Source organism: Deltaproteobacteria bacterium, assembly GCA_016208165.1.
GTDB lineage: Bacteria > Desulfobacterota > Desulfarculia > JACQYL01 > JACQYL01 > JACQYL01.
The window spans coordinates 57,394-84,006 of sequence record JACQYL010000058.1; the positions used below are offsets into that span (position 1 = coordinate 57,394).

29 protein-coding genes and 1 pseudogene are annotated in these 26,613 nt (G+C 55.9%); 20 read left to right on the forward strand and 10 right to left on the reverse strand.

Going from position 1 to position 26,613, the window contains the following annotated elements; translation table 11 throughout:
• Positions 1 to 80: 80 nt before the first annotated feature.
• Entirely contained in the window at positions 81 to 845 is a 765-nt protein-coding gene (locus HY788_12825; GenBank protein MBI4775039.1) for a DUF2760 domain-containing protein, read from the reverse strand.
• A 612-nt stretch (positions 846 to 1,457) separates the two neighbouring features.
• Between HY788_12825 and HY788_12830 the strand changes: the two genes are divergently transcribed.
• The gene (locus HY788_12830; GenBank protein MBI4775040.1) at positions 1,458 to 2,459 is read left to right on the forward strand and encodes a ketoacyl-ACP synthase III; all 1,002 of its coding nucleotides are present in this window, start codon (positions 1,458 to 1,460) and stop codon (positions 2,457 to 2,459) included.
• A 166-nt stretch (positions 2,460 to 2,625) separates the two neighbouring features.
• Here HY788_12830 and rsmB read toward each other — a convergent pair whose 3' ends face one another.
• From rsmB to HY788_12845, 3 genes are read right to left on the reverse strand one after another with little or no spacing between them, the layout of a single operon-like run.
• Positions 2,626 to 3,987: a 16S rRNA (cytosine(967)-C(5))-methyltransferase RsmB gene (rsmB, locus tag HY788_12835; protein ID MBI4775041.1), complete on the reverse strand. Its 1,362-nt coding sequence runs from the start codon at positions 3,985 to 3,987 to the stop codon at positions 2,626 to 2,628.
• A complete protein-coding gene (locus HY788_12840; protein MBI4775042.1) occupies positions 3,984 to 4,934 on the reverse strand; it encodes a methionyl-tRNA formyltransferase in 951 nt (316 codons plus the stop codon). The genes rsmB and HY788_12840 overlap by 4 nt, the downstream gene beginning before the upstream one ends.
• Positions 4,931 to 5,440 carry a peptide deformylase gene (locus HY788_12845; protein ID MBI4775043.1) on the reverse strand — a complete coding sequence of 170 codons (510 nt, stop codon included), beginning with the start codon at positions 5,438 to 5,440 and terminating at the stop codon, positions 4,931 to 4,933. Before HY788_12845 ends, HY788_12840 begins: the two co-directional genes overlap by 4 nt.
• Positions 5,441 to 5,869: 429 nt before the next feature.
• Here HY788_12845 and HY788_12850 point away from each other — a divergent pair.
• The 3 genes and pseudogenes from HY788_12850 to HY788_12860 all read left to right on the forward strand — a co-directional run bounded on the left by HY788_12850 (position 5,870) and on the right by HY788_12860 (position 8,884).
• Positions 5,870 to 6,921: pseudogene (locus HY788_12850) on the forward strand (MFS transporter).
• A 140-nt stretch (positions 6,922 to 7,061) separates the two neighbouring features.
• Positions 7,062 to 8,081 carry a hypothetical protein gene (locus tag HY788_12855; GenBank protein ID MBI4775044.1) on the forward strand — a complete coding sequence of 340 codons (1,020 nt, stop codon included), beginning with the start codon at positions 7,062 to 7,064 and terminating at the stop codon, positions 8,079 to 8,081.
• Positions 8,082 to 8,203: 122 nt separating this feature from the next.
• Positions 8,204 to 8,884 carry a YkgJ family cysteine cluster protein gene (locus HY788_12860; protein ID MBI4775045.1) on the forward strand — a complete coding sequence of 227 codons (681 nt, stop codon included), beginning with the start codon at positions 8,204 to 8,206 and terminating at the stop codon, positions 8,882 to 8,884.
• A 155-nt stretch (positions 8,885 to 9,039) separates the two neighbouring features.
• Here the strand turns inward: HY788_12860 and HY788_12865 are convergent, their stop codons facing one another.
• The gene (locus HY788_12865; GenBank protein ID MBI4775046.1) at positions 9,040 to 9,450 is read right to left on the reverse strand and encodes an HIT family protein; all 411 of its coding nucleotides are present in this window, start codon (positions 9,448 to 9,450) and stop codon (positions 9,040 to 9,042) included.
• Between the two features lie 21 nt (positions 9,451 to 9,471).
• Positions 9,472 to 10,797 (reverse strand): metallophosphoesterase, encoded by a 1,326-nt coding sequence (locus HY788_12870; GenBank protein MBI4775047.1) that lies wholly within the window; start codon positions 10,795 to 10,797, stop codon positions 9,472 to 9,474.
• Between the two features lie 587 nt (positions 10,798 to 11,384).
• Here HY788_12870 and HY788_12875 point away from each other — a divergent pair.
• The 7 genes from HY788_12875 to HY788_12905 all read left to right on the forward strand — a co-directional run bounded on the left by HY788_12875 (position 11,385) and on the right by HY788_12905 (position 15,412).
• Positions 11,385 to 11,741, forward strand: coding sequence for a hypothetical protein (locus tag HY788_12875; protein MBI4775048.1), 357 nt, complete (start codon positions 11,385 to 11,387; stop codon positions 11,739 to 11,741).
• The gene (locus HY788_12880; GenBank protein MBI4775049.1) at positions 11,722 to 12,054 is read left to right on the forward strand and encodes a hypothetical protein; all 333 of its coding nucleotides are present in this window, start codon (positions 11,722 to 11,724) and stop codon (positions 12,052 to 12,054) included. Before HY788_12875 ends, HY788_12880 begins: the two co-directional genes overlap by 20 nt.
• 12 nt (positions 12,055 to 12,066) lie before the next feature.
• Positions 12,067 to 12,402 carry an STAS domain-containing protein gene (locus HY788_12885; GenBank protein MBI4775050.1) on the forward strand — a complete coding sequence of 112 codons (336 nt, stop codon included), beginning with the start codon at positions 12,067 to 12,069 and terminating at the stop codon, positions 12,400 to 12,402.
• A 150-nt stretch (positions 12,403 to 12,552) separates the two neighbouring features.
• Complete coding sequence (gene moaA / locus HY788_12890) at positions 12,553 to 13,548, forward strand: GTP 3',8-cyclase MoaA (protein MBI4775051.1); 996 nt, start codon at positions 12,553 to 12,555, stop codon at positions 13,546 to 13,548.
• A gap of 37 nt (positions 13,549 to 13,585) precedes the next feature.
• On the forward strand, positions 13,586 to 14,638 hold the full coding sequence (locus tag HY788_12895) for a DUF1786 domain-containing protein (GenBank protein MBI4775052.1): 1,053 nt from the start codon (positions 13,586 to 13,588) through the stop codon (positions 14,636 to 14,638).
• A 43-nt stretch (positions 14,639 to 14,681) separates the two neighbouring features.
• Entirely contained in the window at positions 14,682 to 15,038 is a 357-nt protein-coding gene (locus HY788_12900; GenBank protein MBI4775053.1) for a molybdenum cofactor biosynthesis protein MoaE, read from the forward strand.
• 23 nt (positions 15,039 to 15,061) lie between these two features.
• Positions 15,062 to 15,412 carry a hypothetical protein gene (locus HY788_12905; protein MBI4775054.1) on the forward strand — a complete coding sequence of 117 codons (351 nt, stop codon included), beginning with the start codon at positions 15,062 to 15,064 and terminating at the stop codon, positions 15,410 to 15,412.
• Here the strand turns inward: HY788_12905 and HY788_12910 are convergent.
• Positions 15,396 to 15,677, reverse strand: coding sequence for a hypothetical protein (locus HY788_12910; GenBank protein ID MBI4775055.1), 282 nt, complete (start codon positions 15,675 to 15,677; stop codon positions 15,396 to 15,398). The genes HY788_12905 and HY788_12910 overlap by 17 nt on opposite strands.
• Positions 15,678 to 15,714: 37 nt before the next feature.
• Positions 15,715 to 16,149 carry a thioredoxin TrxC gene (gene trxC, locus HY788_12915; GenBank protein MBI4775056.1) on the reverse strand — a complete coding sequence of 145 codons (435 nt, stop codon included), beginning with the start codon at positions 16,147 to 16,149 and terminating at the stop codon, positions 15,715 to 15,717.
• Between the two features lie 553 nt (positions 16,150 to 16,702).
• Here trxC and HY788_12920 point away from each other — a divergent pair.
• The 6 genes from HY788_12920 (at position 16,703) to rpiA (ending at position 21,903) form a co-directional block, all read left to right on the forward strand.
• Positions 16,703 to 17,923 carry an MFS transporter gene (locus HY788_12920; GenBank protein MBI4775057.1) on the forward strand — a complete coding sequence of 407 codons (1,221 nt, stop codon included), beginning with the start codon at positions 16,703 to 16,705 and terminating at the stop codon, positions 17,921 to 17,923.
• A 4-nt stretch (positions 17,924 to 17,927) separates the two neighbouring features.
• Entirely contained in the window at positions 17,928 to 18,782 is an 855-nt protein-coding gene (locus tag HY788_12925) for a transporter substrate-binding domain-containing protein (protein MBI4775058.1), read from the forward strand.
• 182 nt (positions 18,783 to 18,964) lie between these two features.
• On the forward strand, positions 18,965 to 19,660 hold the full coding sequence (locus HY788_12930) for an amino acid ABC transporter permease (GenBank protein MBI4775059.1): 696 nt from the start codon (positions 18,965 to 18,967) through the stop codon (positions 19,658 to 19,660).
• Complete coding sequence (locus tag HY788_12935; GenBank protein MBI4775060.1) at positions 19,650 to 20,393, forward strand: amino acid ABC transporter ATP-binding protein; 744 nt, start codon at positions 19,650 to 19,652, stop codon at positions 20,391 to 20,393. The genes HY788_12930 and HY788_12935 overlap by 11 nt, the downstream gene beginning before the upstream one ends.
• A gap of 203 nt (positions 20,394 to 20,596) precedes the next feature.
• Positions 20,597 to 20,902, forward strand: coding sequence for a hypothetical protein (locus tag HY788_12940; protein MBI4775061.1), 306 nt, complete (start codon positions 20,597 to 20,599; stop codon positions 20,900 to 20,902).
• Positions 20,903 to 21,153: 251 nt separating this feature from the next.
• Positions 21,154 to 21,903 carry a ribose-5-phosphate isomerase RpiA gene (rpiA, locus tag HY788_12945; protein MBI4775062.1) on the forward strand — a complete coding sequence of 250 codons (750 nt, stop codon included), beginning with the start codon at positions 21,154 to 21,156 and terminating at the stop codon, positions 21,901 to 21,903.
• A 70-nt stretch (positions 21,904 to 21,973) separates the two neighbouring features.
• On the opposite strand, the gene HY788_12950 is transcribed toward rpiA, so the two are convergent.
• Both HY788_12950 and HY788_12955 read right to left on the reverse strand, forming a co-directional pair.
• Positions 21,974 to 22,762, reverse strand: coding sequence for a class I fructose-bisphosphate aldolase family protein (locus HY788_12950; GenBank protein MBI4775063.1), 789 nt, complete (start codon positions 22,760 to 22,762; stop codon positions 21,974 to 21,976).
• A 12-nt stretch (positions 22,763 to 22,774) separates the two neighbouring features.
• Entirely contained in the window at positions 22,775 to 23,572 is a 798-nt protein-coding gene (locus tag HY788_12955; GenBank protein MBI4775064.1) for a menaquinone biosynthesis protein, read from the reverse strand.
• Positions 23,573 to 23,742: 170 nt separating this feature from the next.
• Here HY788_12955 and HY788_12960 point away from each other — a divergent pair, with 170 nt between their 5' ends.
• From HY788_12960 to mqnC, 3 genes are read left to right on the forward strand one after another with little or no spacing between them, the layout of a single operon-like run.
• The gene (locus tag HY788_12960) at positions 23,743 to 24,345 is read left to right on the forward strand and encodes a shikimate kinase (protein ID MBI4775065.1); all 603 of its coding nucleotides are present in this window, start codon (positions 23,743 to 23,745) and stop codon (positions 24,343 to 24,345) included.
• Positions 24,346 to 24,359: 14 nt separating this feature from the next.
• Positions 24,360 to 25,472 (forward strand): aminofutalosine synthase MqnE, encoded by a 1,113-nt coding sequence (gene mqnE, locus HY788_12965; GenBank protein MBI4775066.1) that lies wholly within the window; start codon positions 24,360 to 24,362, stop codon positions 25,470 to 25,472.
• Positions 25,456 to 26,517, forward strand: a complete 1,062-nt coding sequence (gene mqnC / locus HY788_12970) for a dehypoxanthine futalosine cyclase (protein ID MBI4775067.1) — start codon at positions 25,456 to 25,458, stop codon at positions 26,515 to 26,517. The genes mqnE and mqnC overlap by 17 nt, the downstream gene beginning before the upstream one ends.
• Positions 26,518 to 26,613: the final 96 nt, after the last annotated feature.

Below are 26,613 nucleotides of genomic sequence, written 5' to 3' on the forward strand. Positions count from 1 at the left end.
TTGAATCACATCCTGAAGAAACCTGTTCGGCAACTCTCTCCGAAGGATAAAACGGGGCTCAGCGAGTGACCGCCGAGGACTCATAATACTTCCACCTCGGCGGGTGCGATAATATTCACATCATAATCAGCCGAAAGTTCAGGCCATGAGACCTTGTCCGCCCGCCAACCCGGATGACGCAAGATCCCGGTAAAAGTTGGATTGCCGCTTACATTGCCCGTCAGTTTGATGGACGCCGGGTCGAACCCCTCCGGCACGTTCACCTTGGATCCTTCCTCAGCGTTCCATACGGGCGCCAGCTTCAAATGCCCGGCTACCACCTTTTTGCACCCTTGATGGACGCTCCGGACCGCCGCACCGATCTGCTCGTCCGCGTAGCCGTCCAAGTCTTCCCCGAGGAAGTCCACAAAGCGGCCTTCCTTCTGCAACAAAGATAGAAACACCAGAGCCGTATCCGGTTTAGACGGTTCCGGCTTTGAAACGGTTTCTTTCGCCGGTTTCGGTTTCAGTTCGGTCTTCCGTACCGGAGTTCCGGAAGCCATGGTTCTTCTTGCCGGCCCTGAAAACGAGATGGTCAAGATCGCCCACAACGACAGGGTCAGCAACGAAAAGCCCGCCGCGACAGCCCAAATCAGATAGCTGTTCGCCATGAGCAACGTCTCTTTCGTTTTGTCCAGTTCCGACGCCAGGACGGTCGTATCTTGCGCTGATCTTAAAAGTTCGACTCGGCCAAGGGCTTCCAGGATTACATAACGGCATCCAACGTACGCTCCCACTCCGATCAACCCCAATACAACCAGCAGCACCAAAAACGTTCGCAGAGAGAGGCTTCCTCTAAGTTGCATGACGACTCCTTCATTCTAGACATGGTGGTCCCCCGAACCTGGGATGGTTCCCAAAAGTACGGATGAGACGGAAACCCGTCAAGCGGTTTTCTTCTTGATCATACGGCTTTTCCTTTTCCGCCGAACCTCGAACACCGGATCGGCCTCTCGCCCGCGAAGGCGCCGGCTTCGTCCGGCGCCTTCGATCATGTGCAAAGGAGCGAGTTTATCGGCGAACGCCCGTCAAAGATGAACGCTATACTTGACCATAGCGCAATAATTCATTATATGGAACTGACTGCCGGAAGAAGTGCCAATTATTGGACAGCTATCAAAGACGCTACCAGTGGCTAAGGGTTGGAAGGCCCTTCAACGGGCTTCATGACAAATGGCGGCCATTCCATAATTCGATTCGAGCACCTGGACATAACCACTGAAAAAGTCTTTACGCACGTGCTCAGCATAATCCGGGGGCCTACCCCAGGTCTGAAGGTGGCTTCTTCCCCGATGACCCCCGAAAAGTCCGGTCCGAAGAAGTACAGAGTTGATACCGGTGATCTTCGGGCGCGGCGGTACGGGTGGTGTTCAACTTATCCCGCCACCGGAACATTTATGAAACAGAGGTTTTAACCCATGTCGGCCCATGCAACAATCGTAGGAACCGGCTCTTCAGTACCCAAAAGGATACTCTCAAACAAACAGCTTGAATCCCTTGTGGATACGTCGGATGAATGGATCACGCGGCGCACAGGCATCAAAGAACGGCGCATTTCAGCTCCTGACGGGACTGAGACATCATCGGAACTGGCCACTCAAGCCTCATTGAACGCCCTCGAAATGGCGGGGGTTTCCCCGCTTGAATTGGACATGATCGCCGTTGGAACGGTGACTCCCGATCGCCAGTTCCCCTCCGCGGCATGCATGGTTCAGGAAGCCTTAAGCGCAGACAACGCGGCTTCATTTGACGTTTCAGCCGGCTGCTCGGGGTTCCTTTTCGCATTGAGCATGGTGGATAACGCCATCCGAACAGGCTCTTGTCGCAACGCTCTGGTTGCCGGCGTCGAGCGGCTATCGACCATACTGGACTGGCAGGACCGGTCAACCTGTGTGCTCCTGGGCGACGGCGCCGGAGCCGTTGTAGTGTCCGCCACGACCAACAGCGACGGTATCCTTTCCACCCATCTCAAATCCAACGGCAAATTGTGGAGCCTTTTGTATTCGACATACAGGGACTCCAATCCGCCTGAAATCGTGAAGGGTATCGACGTTAAGCCGTTCATCCTGAAAATGGAGGGGAATCGTCTATTCAAAAAAGCGGTCGCTTGCCTGACCGACATTTCGAGAGAGGCGCTCGAGCGTAACGGGTTGACGACACGGGACATTCGGCTTGTAATCCCTCATCAGGCCAACCTCCGAATCATTCAGGCCGTCGCTGACAACCTGGAAATTCCAATGGACAGCGTGTTAACGAATGTGGACAAGTATGGAAACACGTCATCCGCTTCCATACCCATCGCTTTGGACGAAGCCAATCGAAAAGGCCTCATCCATAAGGGCGATATTTTGCTCCTCGTTAGTTTCGGGGCCGGCCTGACGTGGGGCGCCGCCATAATAAAGTGGTCCACGGGAAAGTAGGATAACCGCGCGACGCAGAGGGTCCGCCACCGCCGCTCACCGGGCGGCGGCAACGCCGGGAATCCGAGGTTTCATCCTCATGTGTCCGCCGACACGCCGTCAGGCTCTCTTTTCGCTCGGAAACCGCCGGAAGCACTCGACCAAGCGCTGCATATCCTGAGGAGGCTTACTTCTCCCCTCTCAACCTGAACCTCGCTCCAAAAAAACCATCCGTATCATGTACGGCCGTTCGGCATCGGAAGAGACCGTCCGGGCCGGCCGGCGAGCGAGCTTCGGACGGCAACACGGCCGTTGCCGGCTCCAAACGAAAACCCGGGTGCGTTTCCAGAAACCATTGGACATTTGATTCGTTTTCCTCGGGCTCCGTGCTGCAAGTGCAGTACACGAGGGCCCCTCCCGGTTCCACGAAACGCGCCGCAGCGAGGAGGATATCCCGCTGGACCCCACTCATCCTCGCAATGTCCGATTCTCTTTTCTTCCAGCGCGCGTCCGGTCTTCGACGGAGAACTCCCAGGGCCGAACACGGCGCATCCACGAGAACCAGCGCGAAGAGCCCACCTAGTTCGTCGGGCCGGAGAAGGGTTACATCGCCCTTGACGGGCACGACACAGCGGACGCGCTGCCGATGAACGTTGTCACAGAGCAGCCGCACCTTGTCCGGACTCGAGTCCAAAGCAACGATCTCTCCGCGATCTCCCATGAGTTGAGCCATATGCCCCGTCTTCCCTCCACGACCGGCGCAAACGTCCAGAACCCGCGCGCCTGGAACCGGCGCGGCCAGATAGCCGACCAACTGAGCGCCTTCATCTTGAATATCGATACCGCCGGATTCCCAGGGTCCCAACCGCTCGATGGGGCCCTCGAGTTTCTGAAGCACAAGCCCATCGGGCGAGAACCGGGTTTCTCGGGCGGAAACTCCACCCGCCTCCAATGCGCGTCGCATGCTCGTGCGGTCCGTGTGCATCGGATTTACCCGTATCGTTCGAGGCGGCTCGAGATTGTCGGCCTTCAACGTCTTCAATGTCTCTTCAGAGCCCATTCTTTCGATCCATCTTCGAACGAGCCACTCAGGATGGGAATATCGGATAGACAGTTGAACCGAAAGAGGTTCTTCATCCAATGCGGCCCAATGCGTCTCCCATTCACGGGACAAGGATCGAAGCACCCCGTTGACGAAACCGACGACCCACTTCGGTTGGGAACCCTTCAGCAGGTTCACGGTTTCGTTGACCGCCGCGTGATCGGGAATCCGGTCCAGTACACACAATTGGACCGCTCCCAGGCGCAGAGCCGTCCTCACCGGAATCGCACACTTGCGCAGGGGTATTCTTGACACCCTGTCCAGAAGCCAGTCCAGTCCGGCTTGCCGGCGAAGGACGCTGAATACCAGATTGGAAGCAAGGGCATACTCGCGCTCGGGCAGGTTTTTGGACGTGGAGAAGAACGATTGCAGTATCCACCGGGGGTCTTGCTGCGTGGTCTCGAGTTGCGTGAGTACGTTCCAGGCCGTTTTCCGAGCCCAGGTCATCGCTCTCCCAGTACCGCTCCGGGAGGCAGCGGAACTCCTTTCAAAAACTCGACTGCCGGGAGCCGTTTTCGTCCTTCCATCTGCATCTCTCGAACCTCGACGGACCCTTCGCCGGCCGCCACCTCGAGGCTGCTTTCCGTCAAGCCGAGGACCGTTCCAGGCGGCCCCGTCCGAGAGCCTGTCCCCTGCGAGGCGCCGAAGAGCCGTAGCCGCTTATCCCCAAGGAACGTATAAGCCCCCGGCCAAGGGTCCAGCCCTCGTACACCGTTCACGATACTCACTGCGCTCCCGTTCCATTTGATCAAACCGTCCCCTTTGGTCAGTTTCGGTGCATAAGTAGCTTTCGAATGATCCTGAGGAACACGGGGCAGCGTATTATCCTCGAGCTTCGAGAGGGTATCGAGGAGCAGGTCTGCGCCCACGTGGGCGAGTCGGTCCACCAGCGTTCCGGCCGTGTCTTCCGGTTCTATCGACATCTCGGCCTGCAGCAGGATATCTCCCGTGTCCAGACCCTCGTCCAGCATCATGGTGGTGACGCCCGTGACGTTTTCGCCGTGTATCAGCGCCCAGTTAACCGGAGCCGCCCCTCTGTAAGCAGGAAGAAGAGAACCGTGAACGTTGATCGTACCCAATCTTGGAACGTCCAGAACCGATCGAGGCAGAAGCTGTCCATACGCTACAACCACCATCACGTCCGGCGCGAAAGAGGTAAGCTGACTCACCACTTCCGGATCGCCGACGCGGCCGGGTTGAAGCACTTTCAACCCGCGCTCGAGTGCGAGTTGTTTGACGGGAGACTCCTGAACTTTTCCGCCACGGCCCTTCCGTCGATCAGGTTGCGTAACCACGACAATCACTTTGCACGCCGCATCCAGCAGTTTGCTCAGGTGAACAGCGGCAAATTCAGGCGTACCCATGAAGCCTATTCTCAAGCCGACGGGCTTCATGCCTCCCCCTTTTCCTTCTTCTTCAACTTCTTCAGATACAGACTCCTTTTCAACTTGCTGATCCGATCTATGAATAGGATACCGTCCAGATGGTCAATTTCGTGCTGCAGCACAATAGCAAACAAGTCCTCGGCTTCGATTTCCAGGCTCCGTCCTTCCCGGTCCAATCCTCGAACACAAACCCGCGAACTTCGTTTCACTTCGGAATTGTAATCCAATACGCTCAAACACCCTTCTTCGGAAACGATCTCACCTTCACATTCCACGATCTCGGGATTGATCAAAGCCATTGGTTTGCGAGGCTCATCGCGACTTCCCACGTCAAACACGATCACACGGCGCTGCTCCCCCAATTGAGGAGCGGCAAGTCCTATCCCGGGCGCGGCGTACATGGTCTCAGCCATATCGTCAATGAGTTCCTGGATCTCGCCGTTCAATTCCTCCACCGGCTCGCATCGCACTTTCAGCCGCTCGTCCGGAAAAGTAAGAATTTGCCTTAACCCCATCTTCCTGCACCTTTGCTCCTGTTCGTAACTCATTCGCAAGTTGGACGTCCCCCGAATGGATACGTGTTCTTGTTCTCGCCGACCCGTAATCGCAAGAGGCGCGGCTCCCGGAAAAGATCGGCGGGTATGTCGATTTCTTTTCTATTAATTTATAGCATGATCCTGCCCGAAACAAGACATGCAAAACAAATCGGCGAGGAGTCCGTCCCACAACAGCGTTGAATTTGTCCGGTCTCATGCCTCCGTTGAACCATACTCGGCCCGGTTACGCGGTGAAAGCCAAAAAGTGATTGAAGGCCATATCGGGAGAAGCTATTGTTCAGAAGCCTTGGAGCCGCCTGCTGATCCGGTGCAGCCGGTCACCTGCTCTAATTGGATCCGTAAATACGCGGATTGGAACTACTGCTCGCGCTGATAAGGAGCAACACGATGCCGTCCTCCCTCTCACTCCGAAATCGCACTATTTTCGCCGGCTTGTCCGGAAATGTCATGGAGTGGTACGACTTTGCCGTCTACGGCTATTTCGCTCCCATCATAGGACGCCTTTTCTTCCCCTCAGAAAACCCGGTCGCTTCTTTGATCGCCGCCTACGGCGCCTTTGCAGCCGGTTTTCTCATGCGGCCGGTAGGCGGACTGGTATTCGGTTATGTGGGCGACAAAACAGGCAGAAAGGCCGCACTCACACTATCGGTTTTCATGATGGCCATCCCAACGTTTCTCGTGGGTTTGCTCCCGGACGCGTCCCAGATCGGTGTAGCTGCTCCCATTATCATGGTGCTGCTCCGGATGGCGCAAGGGTTGTCCGTGGGAGGCGAATACACCACCTCCATCGTGTTTCTTGTCGAGCATGCAGATCATAAAAGCAGGGGGTTCATGGGAAGCTGGAGTATTTTTGGAGCCGTGGCCGGTATACTGAGCTCCGAGTAGTCGGATTCAATATCGTAAACGCCGTGGCTTTCTACATGATCTTCGTGTACATGGCCACGTTCCTGATTCATATTGTGAAAATACCTGCCTCCAAAGCAATGGATATCAATACCATAAGCATGTTCGTTCTGCTGTTGGTCATTCCTTCAGCCGGCTTCCTCTCGGACCGTATAGGGCGAAAACCTCTTCTGTTGTTTTCCGTGGTCGGACTGGTCTTATTCGGATACCCCCTGATCTGGTTGATGCACCATGATCATTATTTCTGGATTCAAATCGGGCAAATCGGCTTTGCCGTCCTGGTCGGAATCTACCTTGGAACAGGACCGGCAACCATGGCGGAGTCGTTTCCGGCCCACGTACGATGTAGCGCCTTGTCGATCGGTTACAACCTCTGCCTTGCCGTGTTCGGCGGCACCACTCCCATGGTGGCGGCCTATCTCATCGAAAAGACGCACGATGATCTCTCAATAGCTTACTATCTGGTCGCAACGGCCGTGATTTCGCTGTTTGTCGTCCTGAAGCTGCCGGAAACAGCCAAGTCGACTCTACGATGAGGGCCTTCCCGCCGGGGAGGCCGGAAACCTCGGTCGATCCGACTGGTCGGTATTCATCAAATGACCGCGGCAAACGATCTTAAGATGAAGGTTTGATGTTCGGTCCTTGGATCGATTTGCACCATTAAGGAGTACCTTACGTGAATAAAACGCCATCCAGTGTCCTTAGCAGTGACATCGGCGTAAAAGTTGATCCGGACTCGTGGGGATACTTGCCCCTCAGGACCGAGTTGGTGGGCTCGGAAGATCCTCTTGACTTTGACCTCCATGCCTGTAAGGCATCCAAAGCGAACAGCGACGTGGAAATGGTTGTCTGTTGTCATAAAGGGACCCTATTTAAGCCGGAGTCAAAGAAACAACTGCTGGACCTCGGTATTACGAATCTATACGTAAAGAAGAAGCATTCTAAGGAATTGAACGAATACCTACGCCAAAAAGTCATATCCATTCTCGATGGAAAATGCGAGCCGTCACAAAAAGCCAACGCAATATACAATACGGCGTATTCAAACATATATACTTTATATACTTTGGATCCGTCGAAGCAGGAGATATCACCTGTTATAGATCGAATCATAGACAGCATAGATATCGTAGTTAAAGACTCCGAAATACTGTCAAACATGGTAGGACTTGTAAGAAACGACTACTCGTTGTATTCCCATGCCCTGAATAACAGTATTATTGCGGCGGCGTTCCTTGCTTTTGCGAAATCCGGTGAGGAAGCCATAAGAAATGCGTCTTTGTGCGCCATGTTAATGGACGTTGGAATGGGCAAAATACCCAACGAGATACTGAAGAAACCGGGAAAACTGACCGCCGGAGAGCTTAATACCGTCCAGAAGCATCCGCTGTTGAGCTATGTTTTATTGAAAGGATCGGCTCGGATTCCCGTGGAAATTCTCAATCTAATTCTACAACATCACGAATGTATCGACGGTAGCGGGTATCCTAAGGGACTCAAAGGGCACGAGGTTCGCCACCTGACCAGAGTGACACGAATGGTCGATATGTTTAACGCCCTGATCTCTCCGAGATCGCACAGATACAAGTACACTCCCGCCAATGCGGCCCGAATCATGGCACAGGACTTGTCCGACAAACTCGGCGCCGATCTGCTCCAACAATTCATCCGTTTCTTGGGTTCACCCTTGGTATAGACGAAACAGGTTCACGCGGAAACGACGGATCGGCAGGGCTCGGCATTGGACAAACTTCATTGTGCCGTTTTTTGGGAAATCCACAGCTCGCATGTCACATTCGACCCTGGGAAAGCGAAGGTATGAAGGAAAAAGGCAAACTCCTCGGTCCGGGAGATCGGTTTAGTTTCGACTGTCACAAGAAGTTGAGTTGTTTCGGAAAATGCTGTCGGATGCGGCTCGAACTGACGCCGTATGACCTGCTCCGACTTTGCAGAAAGCTCGGGATCACTTCCGGGCGTTTCCTCGATTCCTACTGTTTCATCGAGCGGGTCCCCTCGGGCGGTCCGCCTGCCGTGGTCTTGAAACCGGACTCCAACGGCCGCTGTGTCTTCCTTCGATCTTATGGCTGTAATGTCTACCCGGACCGCCCGGGAGCATGCCGCAACTTCCCTCTCAGCCGGGCTATATCCGTCGAGGAGGGAATCAGTAGAGTTTATCTACAGAATCTCCCGGACTTCTGCCGGGGCGCCGTGACATCGAAGTCATGGTCGGTGGAGGAATGGAGAGCGTTTTCCGGGCTGTCCGAGTATGAACGGTGGAACGACGCCTTCATCCGGTTGGTAAGTCGTCTCGAACGGTTGAAGATTCCCTCTTCGGATCTGAGCCCGGCGTGGGAGCTCTTGTACGACTTCGACAGATACCTGCCGGACGCGTGCCGGATAAAGGGCGTTTCCCTTCCTTCCGACAACGACGAACTCATGGAAATTCTGTGCGGCCTGGTGGAGGAATTCATATCCGAACAGGAAAAGAAGCATCCTTAGATCATCCGCTTTTCCGATGTCCGGCCAAACCCGACGGCTGGTGCTCAATACGTCCGACGTGCATCCGGTCAGGAAGCTATCGCTTGTCCCTCAGTAAGACAAACCGACGTCCCCGTGGGTGGACAAACGCCGGTTTCACCCTGCCGAGGATAGACTTAAAGTTTCGCTCTGATCCGATCCGCCGTCTCTTTTATGGCCGCCATGTCGCCCGGCTCCGGATTCCATTGGGACACCGTCAGCCCATCCCCTTCCCATCTAGGCACCAGATGCATGTGCAGGTGCATCACCTCCTGGTTGGCCGCAGCGCCGTTTAACTGGAGCACGTTCATTCCGTCGGGGTTCAACGCCTTCTCAACGGCACGGGCCAAGCGATGAATGGTTCCTGCCACCGCGCGGTAACCCTCTTCGTCGATTTCCAAAATATTTGCCGCATGCTTCTTGGGAATGACCAGCAAGTGGCCACGATTCATGGGCTGAATGTCCATAATGCCCAACACATGTTCGTTTTCCAGCACCTTTGTGGAAGGAATCTCTCCGGAAACGATCTTGCAGAAAAGGCAATCCATTGCAGGTTCTCTCCTATCGGCTCAAGTCATCTGGGGGAACTGAAACAAAAGCTCCACGTCGCGGTCTTCCGCCGCCCCTTCTCCATTGAAAGGATCATCGATCGAGGATTCGTAAGAGGCTCGGGCATTTTCGCCGAGTTGACCCGTCGCCTGCTGATTGAATACGAACGTGCGGATGATGCCGGTCCCGTCCGCGTTGTTAATCACTTCAAGTATGCGGGCTTGCTGAGGAAAATCAATCAGCGATGACGTCTGAATCTGCCAGAATCCGCGGTGTGGCTCCCCGCTCACGGGAAAAGCCCGGATTCGGTGCGTATGATCGTGGCCACTGAGTACCGCGATAACCTGAGGATGGTCAAACAGGACGCCCACCAGGTCGTCACGGCCGATCGTGAGGTCGTTCAAACGGTGGTGGCTGATTACGATGGCCAAAGAATCGGTGTGTTGGTCCAACTGGCCTGCCAGCCACGAGATCTGTTCGTCGCTCACCCCGCCTTCGGCGCTTCCCGCGTCCAGGGTGCTCTCGAGAACATAAAACCTCACACCGGGCTGAACCAATACGTTCGACACGTCACGCACAGGCGCCACAGGGCTGAATGCGTAAAACCCCTTCACGCTGTTGGGGTCTCCGTTAAAACCGGGGCCAAAATCAAAACCCATGGCCATAGAACCAAACATCAACTCCGTGGGTACATGATGTCTGAAAAAATGTTCCCGGATGAATTGACCCGTGTCCACAAAATCCAGACTCGAGAGGTTCTCCGCCAAGCTTGGCCTTATGTTTCCCAAGGCCAGTCGATCATGATTACCGATGGCCTGGAGCCAGGGCAGCCCGGACTGATTGATTTCGCCGAGAAACGAGACCAACTCGGTCATGACCCCCGCATCGATCGCATCACCGGTATGCACAATGAGGTCCAATGGAGGAACGACTGCGTTCATGGTTTTTACGATGGCCTGGAGTACGTCTACGTCATAACGCTCCTGAGGTTGAGGCCGATCCAGACCTCCGAAACCGATATTGTCTCCGAACGAATCCAACAGGGATTCAAGGGCCAGGTTGCCTGTCACACTAAAATCATCCAGCGTGATGTGCGTATCCGAAATCTGTCCGAAGGAGATCAATTGCCCCGCGGTCCCTATTGCGCCTTCCGCATTGGGAGCCGAGCCCAGATCGTTCAATCGTATAAACTGAGCAGGCCGTGGCGGGGCCATGGCCGAGCCCTCTGCAGACGTGGGAACAACGCCTTCATCCGTCGAGTCGCTGCACCCGGAAAGGCTCAGGCTGGGGCCGAATAGCGCGCTCACACCGCATAGCTGCAAGAATCGGCGTCTGCTAAGGCGCATAACCCTATCCTCCTATGAGAGGTGCCGTTCTAAAGTGAAAAAGGAGATCGGCGGGGCAATTCCCAAGCTTGCCGCCGGCCGATGATGATCCCCTCAACCGTTTTTGGCCTCCCCCATGAAAGGCGTTGGGATGGCTCCGCGTTCATCCGCGATCCGGTACAAATGAATCTCCGAGAGCAAACTGGTCCTCCCAGCCTCAAGTTCATTTGACCCGATAGGGGCAATGATGGTAGAGGCATCGTCGCATAACTGGAACTTGGTTGTCAAACCCGCAGACGCGCGCGATCCCGCCGGCCGCAATGCCGGCGCGGCCCGGCGGGTCTAAGGTGATTTCCCTTGCTAGGCAAGGCGTCGTGGGCCATAATAGCATCATTTTGGGTATGGCGCTGAGGTTGGGATGCCTTGGTTTACGCCATTGGAAAGCCGGGACAACGGCTAGCCGCGGCCGCGGGCGTCTCCTCCCTCATCACGAAACCGATTTCGCGGACGGTCACGGATCTCGAATTCCGTGAAGGTCTGGAGCGACTTTCGGTGCGTAGGCGCCTTGGTTGTCCCGCATAGACGATTTTACGCAGGATCGACAGCTTATGAAACGCAGGCTCATTTCTCCTTTAGTCAGCGGTCTGGTATTGCCGGGAACAGGGCAAGTCTTAAATCGCCAACCGATCAAGGGTATTGCTCTGATCGCGGGAACGACCGTGTTGTTCCTCCTGATCCTAATGAAGGTTCTGGTGGACCTCAATCGAGTTTTTCAGACCACGCCCGACTTGAGTCCGGACCCGCAGATCATCCAAAAACTGGCGAGTGCGATGTCCGAGCAGGATCATACGTATCTGATGGTGCTGGTTATCCTGTTGCTGTGCGTCTGGATTTTTTCGATCGTGGACGCATACATACACGGTAAACGACTGGACGACATGAACAATGAGACAACTTCTGTTTGATGAAATCAGTTCCTCGGACATGGAGCGATTGGAGGAGCACCTACGGCAACACGCTGACCAGGGACCCATAGAGCAGATCTATTTCGTTGAGTTTCCGGACGATCTCTTAACGGGTGAACAGTGCACGCACGAAAACTGCAGGCCTTTCTGTTTTGCCCTGGAGACGGGCAAGAACTGGGTCAAAATCGAGTTGCTGGTCCGGAGCCGGAAGACGCTGCACTGTTCCTGTATCCAATACGCGGACAGGGAGCAAATGGATTTCATTCTCCGTTTCAGTGAACGCCTCGTCCGGGAATGCAATCTCAGAACCTGATAGAAGGACGCTATGATCGAGACCACGGTGGAAGAGCACTCAGGGGTCCAATTGGTCCGTCTCCGGGGACGCCTCGATCGGGAAGGGGCTCGACTTCTTCAGGAGCGTCTGGATGCACTGTTGAATTCCGGCGTTACGAAGCTCGTTCTGGACTTCAACGGATTGGAGAGCATGGCGGGCGCCGGCCTGCAGACTCTATGGCTGCTGCTAAAGCGCATGCGCAGGGCGAAGGGCAAGCTGGTATTGTGCTGCTTGCCCGATGCCGTGCTGGCGATCATGGATGTGGCGGGCTTTTGTTCTCTATTTCATATTGTCCAGGACGAATCGGGTGTCTGGAATGAGTTCTGAGCATACGTTTATCTCGCGACAAGACGCTTTGAACCCGGTTTCTCTCGCAACCCGGGCGGAGGGTTGGCACAGACGCTTGACTTCATGCTGTGGCAACCCTAGTTTTAATACCAGGTTAGTACACATTGGAAGTCGAGCAGGAGATTTGTTTTGAGTTGGCACTCGAACGTTGGAACTTCGGAGCGATGCATAAATTACCTCCGGCTATCCGTCACGGACCGTTGCAATCTTAGATGCCGATATTGCATGGGAGAGGAAGGAATTCAAAGAATTCCCCACGATGAGATACTTACGTATGAAGAATTCTTGCGAATCATTCGCCTAACCGTACAACGTGGTATTCGAAAAGTCCGCATCACGGGTGGCGAGCCCCTCATTCGAAAAGGCCTCCCCACATTCATACATCATGTATCGATTAAGACGGGGGTGGAAGAAATAACACTGACGACCAACGGCGTCCTTCTCGAGGAATACGCCGAAAGACTATGGGCGAACGGAATCCGCAGGGTGAATGTGAGCATGGACAGTCTCGATCCCAAGCGGTTCGAGTTTATTACCGGAAGGAATGTGTTTCACAAAGTTTGGGCCGGCATTCGCGAAACGCAACGCTTGGGGTTCGACCCCATCAAATTGAACGTCGTGGTCATCAAAGGTTGGAACGATGACGAAGTGTTGGATTTCGCCCGGTTGACATACGACGCCCCTTACCATGTTCGTTTCATCGAATACATGCCTTTGGGCGGCCCCATAGATTGGCGCTCGGACCTGGTGGTCCCGGCGGAGGAGTTGCTCCGGCGCATTGAAGCATTAGGAGACCTGTCGAAATTGGACCGTTCAACCACCGATGGACCGGCTTCGCGTTACAAACTGGCCGGGGCGCGAGGGACGATCGGTTTTATCAGCGCCATTACGCACGGATTCTGTTCTTCCTGCAATCGCTTGCGACTCACTGCCGAAGGCAAGCTCAGAACGTGTCTCTTCTCCAACGTAGAGACGGACTTGAAATCGCCGATGCGCAACGGAGCGGGAGACGAGGAACTCCTTGATATCATGGATCGCGCTGTAGCCAACAAGCCCCGGGGGCACGGCCTGGCGGAAGAAGCCACACCCGCGCTCAACCGGCGTATGTGGGGCATCGGAGGCTGAATTTCGCGGAATCGAGTCCCGAAAGGCTGTTGGTTCAATGCACGCGGACGCTATACTTGCCATCGATATAGGAGGAGGCACTCAGGATCTCCTCCTGTGGACCCCCGAAGATCGCATCGAAAACTGCGCCAAGCTTGTCTTGCCTTCGCCTACCCGAATTGTGGCGAAACGGATATCCCGGGCCACCTCGCGCAGACGTCCGATCTTCTTGTATGGAACGGTGATGGGAGGCGGGTCCAACACGGTTGCTCTCAAGAAACATCTGGATGCCGGACTGAAAGCCTACGCGGAAAAAGAAGCGGCCGCAACCTTCCACGACAACATCGAGTATGTTCGTCGCATGGGGGTCGAAATCGTGGAGGAAGCCCCGGAATTGGCGGAGAGGATTCGGCTTTTCGATCTCGATATCGAGAACTTGAATCGACTTCTCGATGCCTATGAGGTGACGCTTCCCGGAAGGTTGATCGTGGCCGTGCAGGATCACGGGTTTTCTCCGAACATCAGCAACCGGGAAATGCGATTCGCTCAATGGAAACGGTTCCTCGACGCCGGAGGAAAGCTTGAAGATCTGGTCTACGCAACTCCTCCCCCGGAAAATACTCGCATGGGCGCCATTCACAAGATACGACCCGACGCGCTGATTGTGGACACCGGTCCGGCGGCCATCATGGGAGCCATGCTGGATGATTGGGCTGTTTCCAGAATTCGAGACGGCCTGATGGTCGTAAATGTGGGTAACGCCCACACACTGGCCTATCTCGTTGCCGAAGGCCGGGTGTACGGAATCTACGAACACCACACGGAATGTCTTGATTTTGCCAAGGCCATGGATCAGTTGCAGCGTTTCAGAAACGGCCTCCTAACGTCTGAAGAAGTGTACTCCGACATGGGACATGGTGTCGTCTATTCCGAGGGCGTGAACGACCATTTTGAAAACGCGCCGATGCTGGCAACCGGCCCGCAACGGGCCCTGATCAAAACAGGGGATGTGCATCCGGCCGCGCCTTTCGGAGACATGATGCTGAGCGGCTGTTTCGGACTCGTCCGGGCGGCTCTCCATGCGTGGAAGCTGAATCGTTCGATCTGTTGAACGGAGCCGACACCCGCCCGAAATCAGGCCAAAGGAGATTCCAATGAACCTGGAAGCATTACACGAGCGGATTCGTTCCAGTACCGATTTTTCCCGAGTGGGTATGATCGCCTCGCATCGCGGCGTGGTGCGGGGAACATCCAGGGATGGCCTTCCGGTCGCGTCGTTTCATGTTAAGATGAATACGGAAAGGCTGTCGGACATCATTGAATCAGCGAGAAAGCGGCCGGGTATTGTCGAGGTCCTGGTCGAATATCAAGAAGGTGAACTCCTTCCGGGTGAAGATGTTTTGCTGGTGGCGGTGGCCGGCGATCTCCGCGATAACGTGTTTCCCGCTCTGGTCGACACGGTGGACGAGATCAAACGGTTCGCTACCGAAAGCTGGGAAAGATACGCCTGAAAAACCAACTGGAAAGGGCCGATATGAAACGTTTAGCCGTTGTCTCGATGGTAGTGGGAGTGATGGTCCTGACGTTGACCTGCGTCTACGCGGGAGAACCGGTTCAACCCACGAACGAGTCATCCGCCGCCGATGAAAACAAAGGAATCGTATCGGAAACAAAAGAGGCCATCGGCACGGGCAGTAAAGCCCTGGCTGAAGACGTGAAACAGGGGATTCGAGACGTCAAGCAGGGCGTGAAGGATGCGGGTAAAACCGCACGAGACTCGGGCGGCAAGATCAAGTCCGGATTCAAGGAAGTCGGAGGGGAGATTAAAGAAGGATACAAGGAAGTCAAAGAAGGCGTGAAAGAAGGTTTCAAGGACGAGAAATGATTCGCCTCAAGGGGAACTGCCCAGCGCCCTCTCGAAGTCGCAGGAGCGAGGTCGGGGGGGCCTTTTTTCCAAAAGCGGCCCCTCCGGTATACTGTTCCCGCGGGCCTACCATACGCAGCAATCGTTTGCTCGCTTCAGCAGACAACCCCAGACGGTCCAACTCCGATTTCAAGCCTTGGAGAGTCCCGTATCCAGCCACGTACCCGTTCACCCGCGCCCCTGCCGTGGAGCTCACAAAGTCCTCCAATTCGGGATAAATGGCCATGTATTCCTCGTCCAGTATCTGAATTCATTGATTCAGGTTAAAGGCGCCCCCGCGCCCACCCCACGATCTGGTCCGCGGACATGGCCCCTGAAACTCTCGCCGCTTCCCGCCCATGCTTGAAAAGAACCATGGTGGGAATCGACTGGACCCCGAACTTTCCGGCCAAAGCCTGCTCCTCTTCCGTATTGACTTTGGCCAGGCGCACGCGCGGATGAAGCATTTGGGCTGCTTTCTCAAACGCGGGGGCCATCATCTTGCACGGCCCGCACCAGGATGCCCAAAAGTCCACAAGAACGGGAACATCGCTTCGGCTGACGTGCTTGGCGAAGCTTTGTCCTCTCAAAGAGACCGGGTGCGCTTCGAACAGTTTTCGATGACATTTACCGCAATTCGGTCTGAGACCGAGTTTATCCGCTGGTATACGGTTCACGCTGTCGCAATGAGCACAGACAATATGAATGGACGCCGACATGCTCGCTTCCTCATCATTTACACGGTTTCCGGTTAAACGCATGGTCTGATAAGACCCCGTCCGTCTTTACGTATTTACTTTTAAACTAGATCCTGAAATTCGGAAATCAAGCCTTCAGTCCTAATGAACCTTCGACACGCCTTGGCTGCGATGTTTCCATTGACCCTTTCCGTCGATTGTGTGCATATGGGCGAGCGAACGAAAACGTTCGGGGTCCCGCCGTTTCCGGGATTTCGAAACGCTTCCCGGCCGCCCTTAAAAGCAATACGTCAACAGCTTTGGAGGGATGTCCGGGGACGACGTTCTTCGGTGGATCCGATCAGGGGAATCCGGCGTGTTTTGACACGCCGGCATATCCCTTTAACAGCCCGTTGAAAAAGCCGGATTGTTACAGGCCGTTGAAAAACGATGAGATGCAAGGCGCGCAAATCCCGAGGAAAGGCGTACATAGAGTACGTCGCAGTGACGAGGGATGAAGCGTCACGCCGTTGGCGTGACCGCGGATCGCGTTTTTCAACAGCCTGTTAAATACATCAAAGGAGGCTTTTCTTCCTTGGAGACGCAGCCCGACGATCTAGCGTCCTGGAACCGCAATGTGCGATTGTTTGCCCTTTATCGGGTGTTTTTCAATATGCGGTTCTACTACCCGGTTTTCGCTCTGTTTTACCTGGACGCGGGGGTAAGCATCGAGCAGTTTGCCGTGCTGCAGGCCATCTGGTCCCTCAGCATCGTTTTCTTCGAAGTGCCGTCCGGCATCGTGGCGGATCTGATCGGCAGGACCAAGACGTTGCGTCTAGGGGCCTTCCTCGCAGTGATCGAAATGCTGGTGTTCGCCCTTTCAACCACCTTCTGGGGTTTTGCATTAAACCGGGTACTGAGCGGATTCAACGAAAGTCTCGCATCCGGAGCAGACTCGGCCTTGTTGTACGATTCCCTGAAAGAAGCCGGGCGGCAGGATCAGTACAAACAGGCCCTGGGCAAGGCCCAATACCAGACCCTGATCTTCGGGTCGGTTTCCGCTGTGTCCGGCAGCCTCCTGTACACCGTTCACATGCGGCTCCCCATCTGGTTCACGGCCGTCTGCATGGTCGTCACCTTTATCGGGTCGTTGTTCTTCCGGGAGACCCCCAGATTGAAGCAAAAAGCGACTTTTGCCGCCGAATGGAGCATGTTTTGCAGCAGCCTGAAGATCGTTCTGGACAGCAGGGAGATCCTCTTCCTGATTCTGTTCGCGTTTCTCGTGGACTCCGGCATTCGAATCGCCATGGTGCATAACTCTCTATATTTCCAGGAGATTCTGATTCCGGTGGCCTGGTTCGGCGCCATCGGCGTGGGAATCCGTCTGGTTGGGTCCATTGTTTCGAAAAATGCCTATCGCATCGACACCGCCTTGGGTTTCAACGGATCGGCCCTCGTGGTCGGCGGGTTGGCGCTGGCGAGTTTCGCGGGCATGAGCACCATGGTTCCGTTCCTAGGTGTCGTTTTTCCGCTGGCCTTGGCGCCGTGCATGTTCTTCGTCACCGTGAATGTGGAAGGAGAAATCAACAGTCGCATTCCCAGCGATTTTCGCGCCACCATTCTGAGCATCAAGAACATCTGTTTGAATATGGGGTTTGCCGCGGGTATGATTTTATTCGACTGGAGGGCGAACGAGAGCCTCTCTCCCAGCTTCTGGGTCCTTACTGCCGTGTTTTTCGTTGGCGGACTGTTGCTGTTCGTCGCCGGACGAAAGGTCCGAATCGATTCGAAAGCGTTGGAAGTTGAAAGGAAGTGAGAACATGTATCGGCGCATATGGGGCGGGTTCGTGTCCCGGTCTGTAACCTCCTCGGCGAGTCCGCCGCAAAGAACTTGGGTATACCTGGGCCTGGTGTTGACCCTGGGGGGATTCCTGGCCGGATGCAGCTCCCGGCAAGCCGGCGTGGATCCTCTGATCGTCGGCATGGAGTTGGCCTACCCTCCCTTCGAAATGACCGACTCGAATGGGTCCCCTACGGGCGTCAGCGTGGACCTGACGCATGCCTTAGGCGCTTATCTGAACCGACCCGTCCGGATCGAGAATATCCCCTTCGACGGCTTGATTCCCGCACTCAAGACCGGAAAAATAGATCTGATCATCTCTTCCATGACCGCTACTCCGGAACGCCGGCAATCCATCGATTTCTCGGATCCGTATTTGAAAACCGGATTGTGCCTGCTGGTCGGCATAGACTCGAACCTTCATTCCATTTCGGACGCCGACAAGGAAGGAAGAACCGTGGCCGTGAAGAAAGGAACCACGGGCCATGCGTACGCTGCAACTCATATTCGTAACGCGACGGTTCTCGTTTTGGACAAGGAGGCCGCCTGCGTGCTCGAAGTGGTTCAAGGAAAGGCGGACGCCTTCATCTACGACCAGATGTCCATATACAAGACCTGGCGTCGCTATCCGGACCGCACCGTGGCGCTGTTGAAACCGTTTCAAGAGGAGTCCTGGGCTATCGGCCTGCGCAAGGGAACTGACCGCCTGCGCACCCAGGTGAACGGCTTTCTTAGCCACTTCAGAAAAAGCGGAGGCTTCGACCGCCTGGCGGATAAGTACTTGTCCGAGCAAAAAGAAGCGTTCCGCCGTATGGGATATCCTTTCTACTTCTGATGGAAGGAAGTCCCCCGTATCTAGTTCGATACAACGACGATCCGACCTACACATAGGGCTCCGCCGTGAGTTCGAACCGAAAACGCCTTTTACACCGCCTTTTCCTGCTCGAATACGAAGGGAACGAATCCGCTCCTTCGCGCGCCGTCCGGTGTCTCAATGCGTTCCTTGCCTTCCTGTTCATGGTCAGCCTGTTCTATTTTGCTTTCAGCCGCGTGGCCTACCATTGGGCATGGAGCTCGGTGGGGCGCTACTGGCCCATGTTCGTCCGAGGTTGGTGCGTAACGGTCCTGGTTTCCTTCGCAGCCTTGGCGACAAGCGCATGCCTCGGCGTGTTCCTGGCATTGGCTCAACGCTCCCGCATGCTGGCCTTGCGCTACCTGAGCAAACTGATCGTCGAGCTGATCCGGGGGACCCCGTTGCTCGTTCAGATTCTCATCTTTTTCTACGTTGTGGCGGAAGCTTTTCAGATCCGCAACAGGTATTTGGTAGGGATCCTGATTCTGTCTATTTTCAGCGCGGCGTATATCTGTGAGATCGTACGGGGAGGCATTGAAAGCGTCGGAAAGTCCCAGATCGACTCGGCCAGAGCCATTGGATTTACCCGCCGCCAGATCTACCGCTACGTGGTGTTTCCTCAAGCCATCCGGCAGATCCTACCGGCTCTGGCCGGACAATTCGTGTCCTTGATCAAGGATTCTTCTCTCCTGTCCATTATTTCCATCAGCGAATTCACTTTGAACGCTCAAGAAATAAACGCCTTCACGTACAGCGCTTTCGAAAGCTACATCCCATTGGCGGTGGGATATCTGATACTCACGCTACCCATATCCTTGTGGAGCCGGCATCTCGAGAGGAATTTCGCCTATGAGACTTGAGCTGCACTCTCTGTGCAAAACCTACAAAGGCCAAATCGCCCTCGATTCGCTGACTCTGGATACGGGCGAAGTGAAAGCATTGGCCGTCATCGGGCCGTCGGGCGGCGGGAAATCAACCCTGCTGCGTATCATCGGAGGCTTGGAAAGGCCCGATTCCGGAACCGTACGGCTTAACGGACTCGAGGTCGAATACGACGAACCCAAGCTGATCCAGTACCGGCGGGGCATTGGAACGGTTTTTCAGGCGTTCAATCTGTTTTCTCATTTAAACGCACTCGAAAATATTACCCTGCCGTTGGAGAAGGTGCACGGGTACAACCCTTCCGAAGCGGAACGATGGGCCCGGGAGCTTCTTCGTCACTTCCATCTCGAGGATCATGCGTTGAAGAAGCCTGCCGAGCTTTCAGGGGGACAGCGGCAAAGGGTGGCCATCGTGCGGGCCATCTCCATCAAACCCAGGGTCCTGCTGTTTGACGAACCCACGTCCGCTCTGGATCCCGAGATGTCCGCGGAGGTGCTGGAAGTCATTTCTCGGTTGAAACGCGAAGGCAGGGACATCATCATGGTTACGCACGAAATGGGATTCGCGCGGGCCGCAGCCGACCAGGCGGTTTTCCTCGCGAACGGAGCCATTGTCGAGTACGGCCCCGCGGAACAGGTCTTCTCCCGACCTTCCGACCCCATCACCCGAACGTTTCTCTCGAGAGTCACCCGATTTCAAGCGCCGGCCTGATTCGCGCACACGTGTGTGGTCAAGATCGGTGCGTTGTGTTATTATACATATAAGGCGGTGCGGAATAGAGATCCGTGTCGGGACGGAATTTCCGACCCGAGGAAGCGAGAGCGAATGCTGTGACCGTTGTAAGCCGCCTGGGAAAGGGCGAGGCGAGGGTTTCGGGCCCGCCGAACGTAACTTTCGAGAAAGGAGGCCGAGTGATGAACAGCTTGGCAGGGATCTTGTTCACAGGAACCGGTCCGATCCTGATCTTGACTACGTACAAGAGTTTTACGGACCCCAAATTCGTAGACAAGGTTCGTCAGAAAGGCATCAACAAGTTCATCGCGTACGAAGTGCCGGTGGATCTGTGTAAAAAGAAGTATGGTAACCACTACGACGTCATCCTTGGAGACCTCAACCAGACAGACGACCTGCGGGTGCTCGACTATAACGGTCATAACGTGTTCTACAACTTCAGTTTCGATGAGTTGGGCGCGCCGATACTCTTTGAGCCGAAATCCTAGTAACAGCCCGTTGAAAAAGCCGGGTTATTACAGGCCGTTGAAAAACGATGAGATGCAAGGCGCGCGAATCTCGAGGAATGAGTCGTACATAGAGTACGTCGCAGTGACGAGGGATGAAGCGCAACGCCGCAGATCGCGTTTTTCAACAGCATGGTAAGCAATCGGAGCAATGCTCCAGCAGGCTTCTAGCCTCGCCCTTTGGCCACAGCCGAATTCAACAAGGGGCTTCCCGTCGAGGGAGCCCTTTTTCCATGCTCGGTACAATCACTTCAATATCGGAGGCAGCGTTCACATTGGAATCGACGAAGAAACGGGATGCGAAAGAAGAAAAACGTCTGGCGGCAATGGCGGCTGTTGAACTCGTCAAGGACGGACAGGTGGTGGGGCTCGGAACCGGATCCACGGCAGCCTTTGTGATCGAGGAGCTGGGACGGCGGGTGCGCGAGCAAGGGCTCCGGATCCAGGGGGTGCCTACTTCTTACGAGGCGTCTCATCTGGCGCGGAAAGTCGGCATAACCCTGCGCTCCATGGACAATGTCTCCGGCATTGACATTGCCATTGACGGCGCGGATCAGGTGGATCCTTCAAAAAACCTGATCAAGGGCGGCGGCGCCTCCCATGTTACCGAAAAAATCGTGGACGGGTTCGCCGATCGTTTTGTAGTCATTGTGGACAGCTCGAAACTGGTCCCCAGGCTGGGGGGGAGTTTTCCCGTGCCCGTGGAAGTCATTCCGGTGGCCCTGTACGCGGTCATGGCGGCCGTGGAAAAAGTGGGCGGAAGACCCGAGCTGCGCATGGCGGTCCACAAAGCCGGACCCGTGATTACCGACCTGGGCAACCTGCTTCTGGACGTGCATTTTGACGGTATAGACGATCCCGCGGCCCTGGAAATGCGTCTCAACAACATCACCGGCACCGTTGGAAACGGGCTCTTCGTCGGCATGACGGACCAGGTCATCATCGGCGACAGCCTGACCGGATCCGCTCGCTGGATGGAATGAGGTTCTTTCAGAGTGTTTCTTTTACGAAACGTTCCTTCCGGCCGCTGAATTCCGAATAGCAGGCCGTTCCTCAAGCCGCGTGGGACACGTGGGCGAGGGAACGGTTGGAGTGCACGATGGTTCTCAGCCGGCGGAGAAGCAGTTTGGGATTCGGATGCTGGAACACGTTGCGGCCGATGGATATGCCTGCGGCGCCCGCCTTCATGGCCTCCTGAACGCAGCGAATCAGGTCTTCTTCCCGATCGATCTTGGGTCCTCCGGCGATCACCACGGGCGCGCAGCAGCCTTGTACCACGGATCGAAAACTCTCCACCGAACCGGTATAGGGCACTTTGACCACATCGGCGCCCAGTTCCGAAGCCAGCCGGGCGGCGTGCGCCACCAGACCCGGATCGAATTCATCCTTTACCTTTTTTCCCCGCACGTAAGCCATGATCAGGAGCGGCAGACCATAGGTCCGGCATTTGGATGCAACAGCCCCGGCATCGGCCAACATCTCCGCCTCGTACCGGTTTCCCAGATTCACGTGAATGGATACCGCGTCCGCGCCCAGACCCAGGGCGTCCTCCACCTTGGCTACGAGCACTTTGCGGATTCCGGATGAAGTCAGGTTCGTGCCGCCGGACAGATGCAGGATGATGCCGACGTCGGCGGGCAAGTCCCACGGCAGCTCCCGAAGCATGCCGCTGTGGAGGATCACGGCGTTGGGCCGCGCCTGAAGGATTGGGTCCAGCGCGTCCCTCATGGAAACCAATCCCTTTAACGGACCCGCGGTGAACCCGTGATCCAGAGGGACAATCACGGTCCGACCCGTGGTCGGATCCAGGATATGTCGCAGACGGGGGTTGAAAGAGCGCATGTTCCACCTCCCTCACGCATCGAAAAACCGGAGCGGGACCGGCTCGGGAAGCACGCCCCGGGCGTGGAGCTTATCGAAAAACGCACGAAGCCCCTCGATCAGCGGGGGATCGAGATCGAAGACCAGCCGATCCATGTAACTGTAGATGAGGCCTTCATCGAGGCCGCTTCGCGCGGCGGCGGCGCGGGATACGTCGGCAAGGGCGACACGGCTTTTGCGTTTGGAATCGAGCAGGGTTTCCAGCGCTCTCCGCACGCGATCCGGATGCGCCTCGGCGAACTCCCTGCGCACCACCCACAGGGCAAAGACAAACCCGAGTCCCGTCTCCTCACGCCACCAATCCGCCAGATCGTAGCGATATTGAAAACCGCCGTTGGTCCCCATGCGGAGTGCGAGATCTCCGATGACCAGGGCCGCATCCGGCCGTTCCTTCCGGAGGACTTCCGGATGAATCCGAACGGTCTCGTACCGCGGCCGCACTCCCTTGCCGTTCTCGAGCAGCAGCTTGAGTAACGCGATCGAAGTCTCCGACTCTTCGGTCACCCAGATCCGTTTCCCGTCCAGTTCGTTCACCGGCATCTGCGTGACCAGGAAAACGCTTCTCACCGGACCGAAGCTCGATATGGACAGGTCGGGCAAGATCAGGTATCGTTCGAAGTGGCGGGCGTATTCCACGCAGGAAACAGGGCTGATGTCCAGCTCGCCGATTCGGACCCGGCGGTTCAGACATGCCGGGGCGCCGGGCGCCAGTTCCAATTCGTCCGAGGGGGAGCGTTGTTCGAGATGATAGTACACGGGGTCCGAATTCATGTATCGGATCCGGCCGACGCGGACTTTGGGGTTTGTACGTGATTCACACATCATCTTTAATGACCACGCGGTCATCCCTAACCGCTTAAAAAGGATTTGCAATTAAGTGACCACATGGTCAATAATAACCATTCTGAAAGGCAAAAGCAACCGCTTTCTGACGCTGTCTCATGCGCGATCGTAACCACTTTGAAGATCCCGTTGCTCACTCAGCTAACGCCGTAGTTCGGCTGGCGTTGATCGGATATCGATGCACCGGCAAGTCGTCCCTGGCGCAAATCCTGGCCCAACAATGGGGATGGCGCGCCGTGGATCTGGATAAGGTGCTCCAGGAAAGAGCGCGCAAAGACATTGCCGATCTGGTGCGCGAACAGGGATGGCATTCGTTTCGCATGATCGAGGCCGAGCTGTTGCGCGAATTCTCGAAGCACGAACGGGTGGTCGTGGCCACAGGGGGAGGCATCATCGAAACGCCCGAATGCCGGGAGACGCTGAAAAGGGACTTTTATACCGTGTGGCTCACCGCCGACATCCATACGATCCTCCAACGCATGAGCAAAGACGCCAACACGGCTGCGCAGCGCCCTCCCCTCACGGACAAGACGCCTGAAGAGGAAGTGCGAAGCCTCCTCGAACACAGAAGACCCTGGTATCAGGAGTGCTCGATCCTGAAGCTCTCCACGGACCGGATGTCTCTGCCCCGGTTGGCGGCTGAAATCGAGAAAGCCATGCATCGTGGGGATAAAGAAGAGTTCCCCATTAGAATAGAGTAATGAAAAGGAACATCATGTTTGCACAACCCACGGATCCCGCTCTGCGGAAAATCGAAAAAAAGCTCGAGGCCGGCAAACGCCTGGACGCGGAAGACGGGAACCATTTGTATCGAACCCACGACCTCCTGGGGCTGGGCGTTTTGGCGCACGGGGCGCGTCTGGCCGCCAACGGGCGCAAAGCGTATTACGTATACAACCAGCACATCAACTACACCAATATCTGCAAGAACCTTTGCCGATTCTGTGCGTTCGGAAGAGAGGCCGACCGGGAAGGCGCGTATTTCATGACCCTGGACGACGTGGAGGCGGCTCTCCGCTGCCGCGAGGCCGAACCCATCACGGAGATTCACGTGGTGGGAGGCGTACATCCCGATCTTCCGGCCGATTACTATTTCGACCTGGTCCGGAGGATAAAAAAGGTGCGCCCCCACGCCACGGTCAAGGCGTTTACCGCGGTCGAGATCCACCATCTGGCAAAATTGACCGGAAGCACGTTGGCGGATACCTTCCGGCGATTGAAAGAGTGCGGTTTGGAAGCCATGCCCGGCGGCGGGGCCGAGGTGTTTTCTCCCCGGATACAGGAAGAGCTGTTTCCGCGCAAAATAGGCGCCGACGAGTGGCTCGAGGTCATGCGTGAAGCCCACCGGGCCGGCATCCGGACCAACGCCACCATGTTGTACGGACATGTGGAAACCGTCGAGGAACGGGTGGAGCACTTTCTGAGATTGCGGGCGTTGCAGGACGAAGTCGAAGGCTTCATGGCGTTCGTGCCGCTGGCCTTTCATTCAAAAAACACCCGCTTGTCTCACTTGCCCCCCACCACGGGGTACGACGATCTCAAGACCGTGGCCGTGGCGCGCCTTTTGCTCGACAACTTTCCCCACATCAAGGCCTACTGGGTCATGCTGGGACTGAAACTCGCGCAGGTGGCCCTGTCTTTCGGAGCCGACGACATGGACGGCACCATTGTCGAGGAAAAAATCTCCCACACGGCCGGCGCGGAGAGCCCCAAGGGCGTCTCCAGGTCCCTGCTCCGAGGCTTGATCGAGGAAGCCGGGTTCGAACCGGTGGAACGGGACGCTTTTTATGGGTCCGTGGAAGGAAGCGCGCATGCCGCCCACGCTTGAAGGAATCATCAAACGCGTGAAAGACGGACACCGTGTAAGCATGGACCAAGCCGCGGCCTTGTACGCGCAAGCGGAGTTCCTTGACCTCGGAGCACTGGCCCACGGCCGCCGCCTGGCCCTTCACCCCGACATGCGCGTGACCTACGTGGTGGACCGGAATATCAACTATACGAATGTGTGCGTGTCCGGATGCCGGTTTTGCGCATTCTATAAAGCACCGGGATCGCCGGACGGATACGTTCTCAGCCGCGAGGAACTGGCCCGGAAGATTCAAGAGACCATCGATGTGGGCGGCACTCAGATTCTGCTTCAGGGAGGCATGAATCCGGAACTTCATCTCGACTATTATGTGAACCTGCTCCGCTTTATCAAGGAACGGTTCCCCATTCACGTGCACGGGTTTTCACCGCCCGAAATCGTGTTCATGGCCGAGATCGAGGGAATCACCATCCGGGAAGTGCTTATCGCACTGATCGACGCGGGCCTGGGGTCCATACCCGGCGGGGGAGCCGAAATCCTGGTGGATGATGTGAGAAGCAAAGTGTCTCCACGCAAGTGCACGGCGGATCAGTGGTTCGAAGTCATGCATACGGCCCATACACTGAGGCTCCGCACCACGGCCACCATGATGTTCGGCCAGATCGAAACGCCCGAACAGCGGCTGGAGCACCTTTTCAGAGTCCGGGACCTGCAGGATGAAACGGGCGGATTTACCGCGTTTATCCCATGGACGTTTCAACCTCGGAATACTCAGATCAAGGTGGACCCCCTGGGGGGCGTGGCCTACTTGCGTATGTTGGCCATCTCGAGAATCGTGTTGGACAATGTGGCCAATCTTCAGGCCTCCTGGGTTACCCAAGGCGCAAAAATCGGACAGATCGCTCTCACTTTCGGCGCCAACGACCTGGGCAGCACCATGATCGAAGAGAACGTCGTGGCCGCGGCAGGGGTGCGCTTTCGTCTGTCGCAACAGGATATGGTGCGCCTCATCCGCGACGCGAACTTCACACCGGCGAAAAGAGATACGTTCTATAACCTGATTTGATCGGACCGAGGAGAACCCTTTGAAAAGGGTTCCCCTCGCGCTCCCCTCCCAAATCTTTTAAGTCGGTTTTGGGCGCACCGCCCAAGACCTGACGAC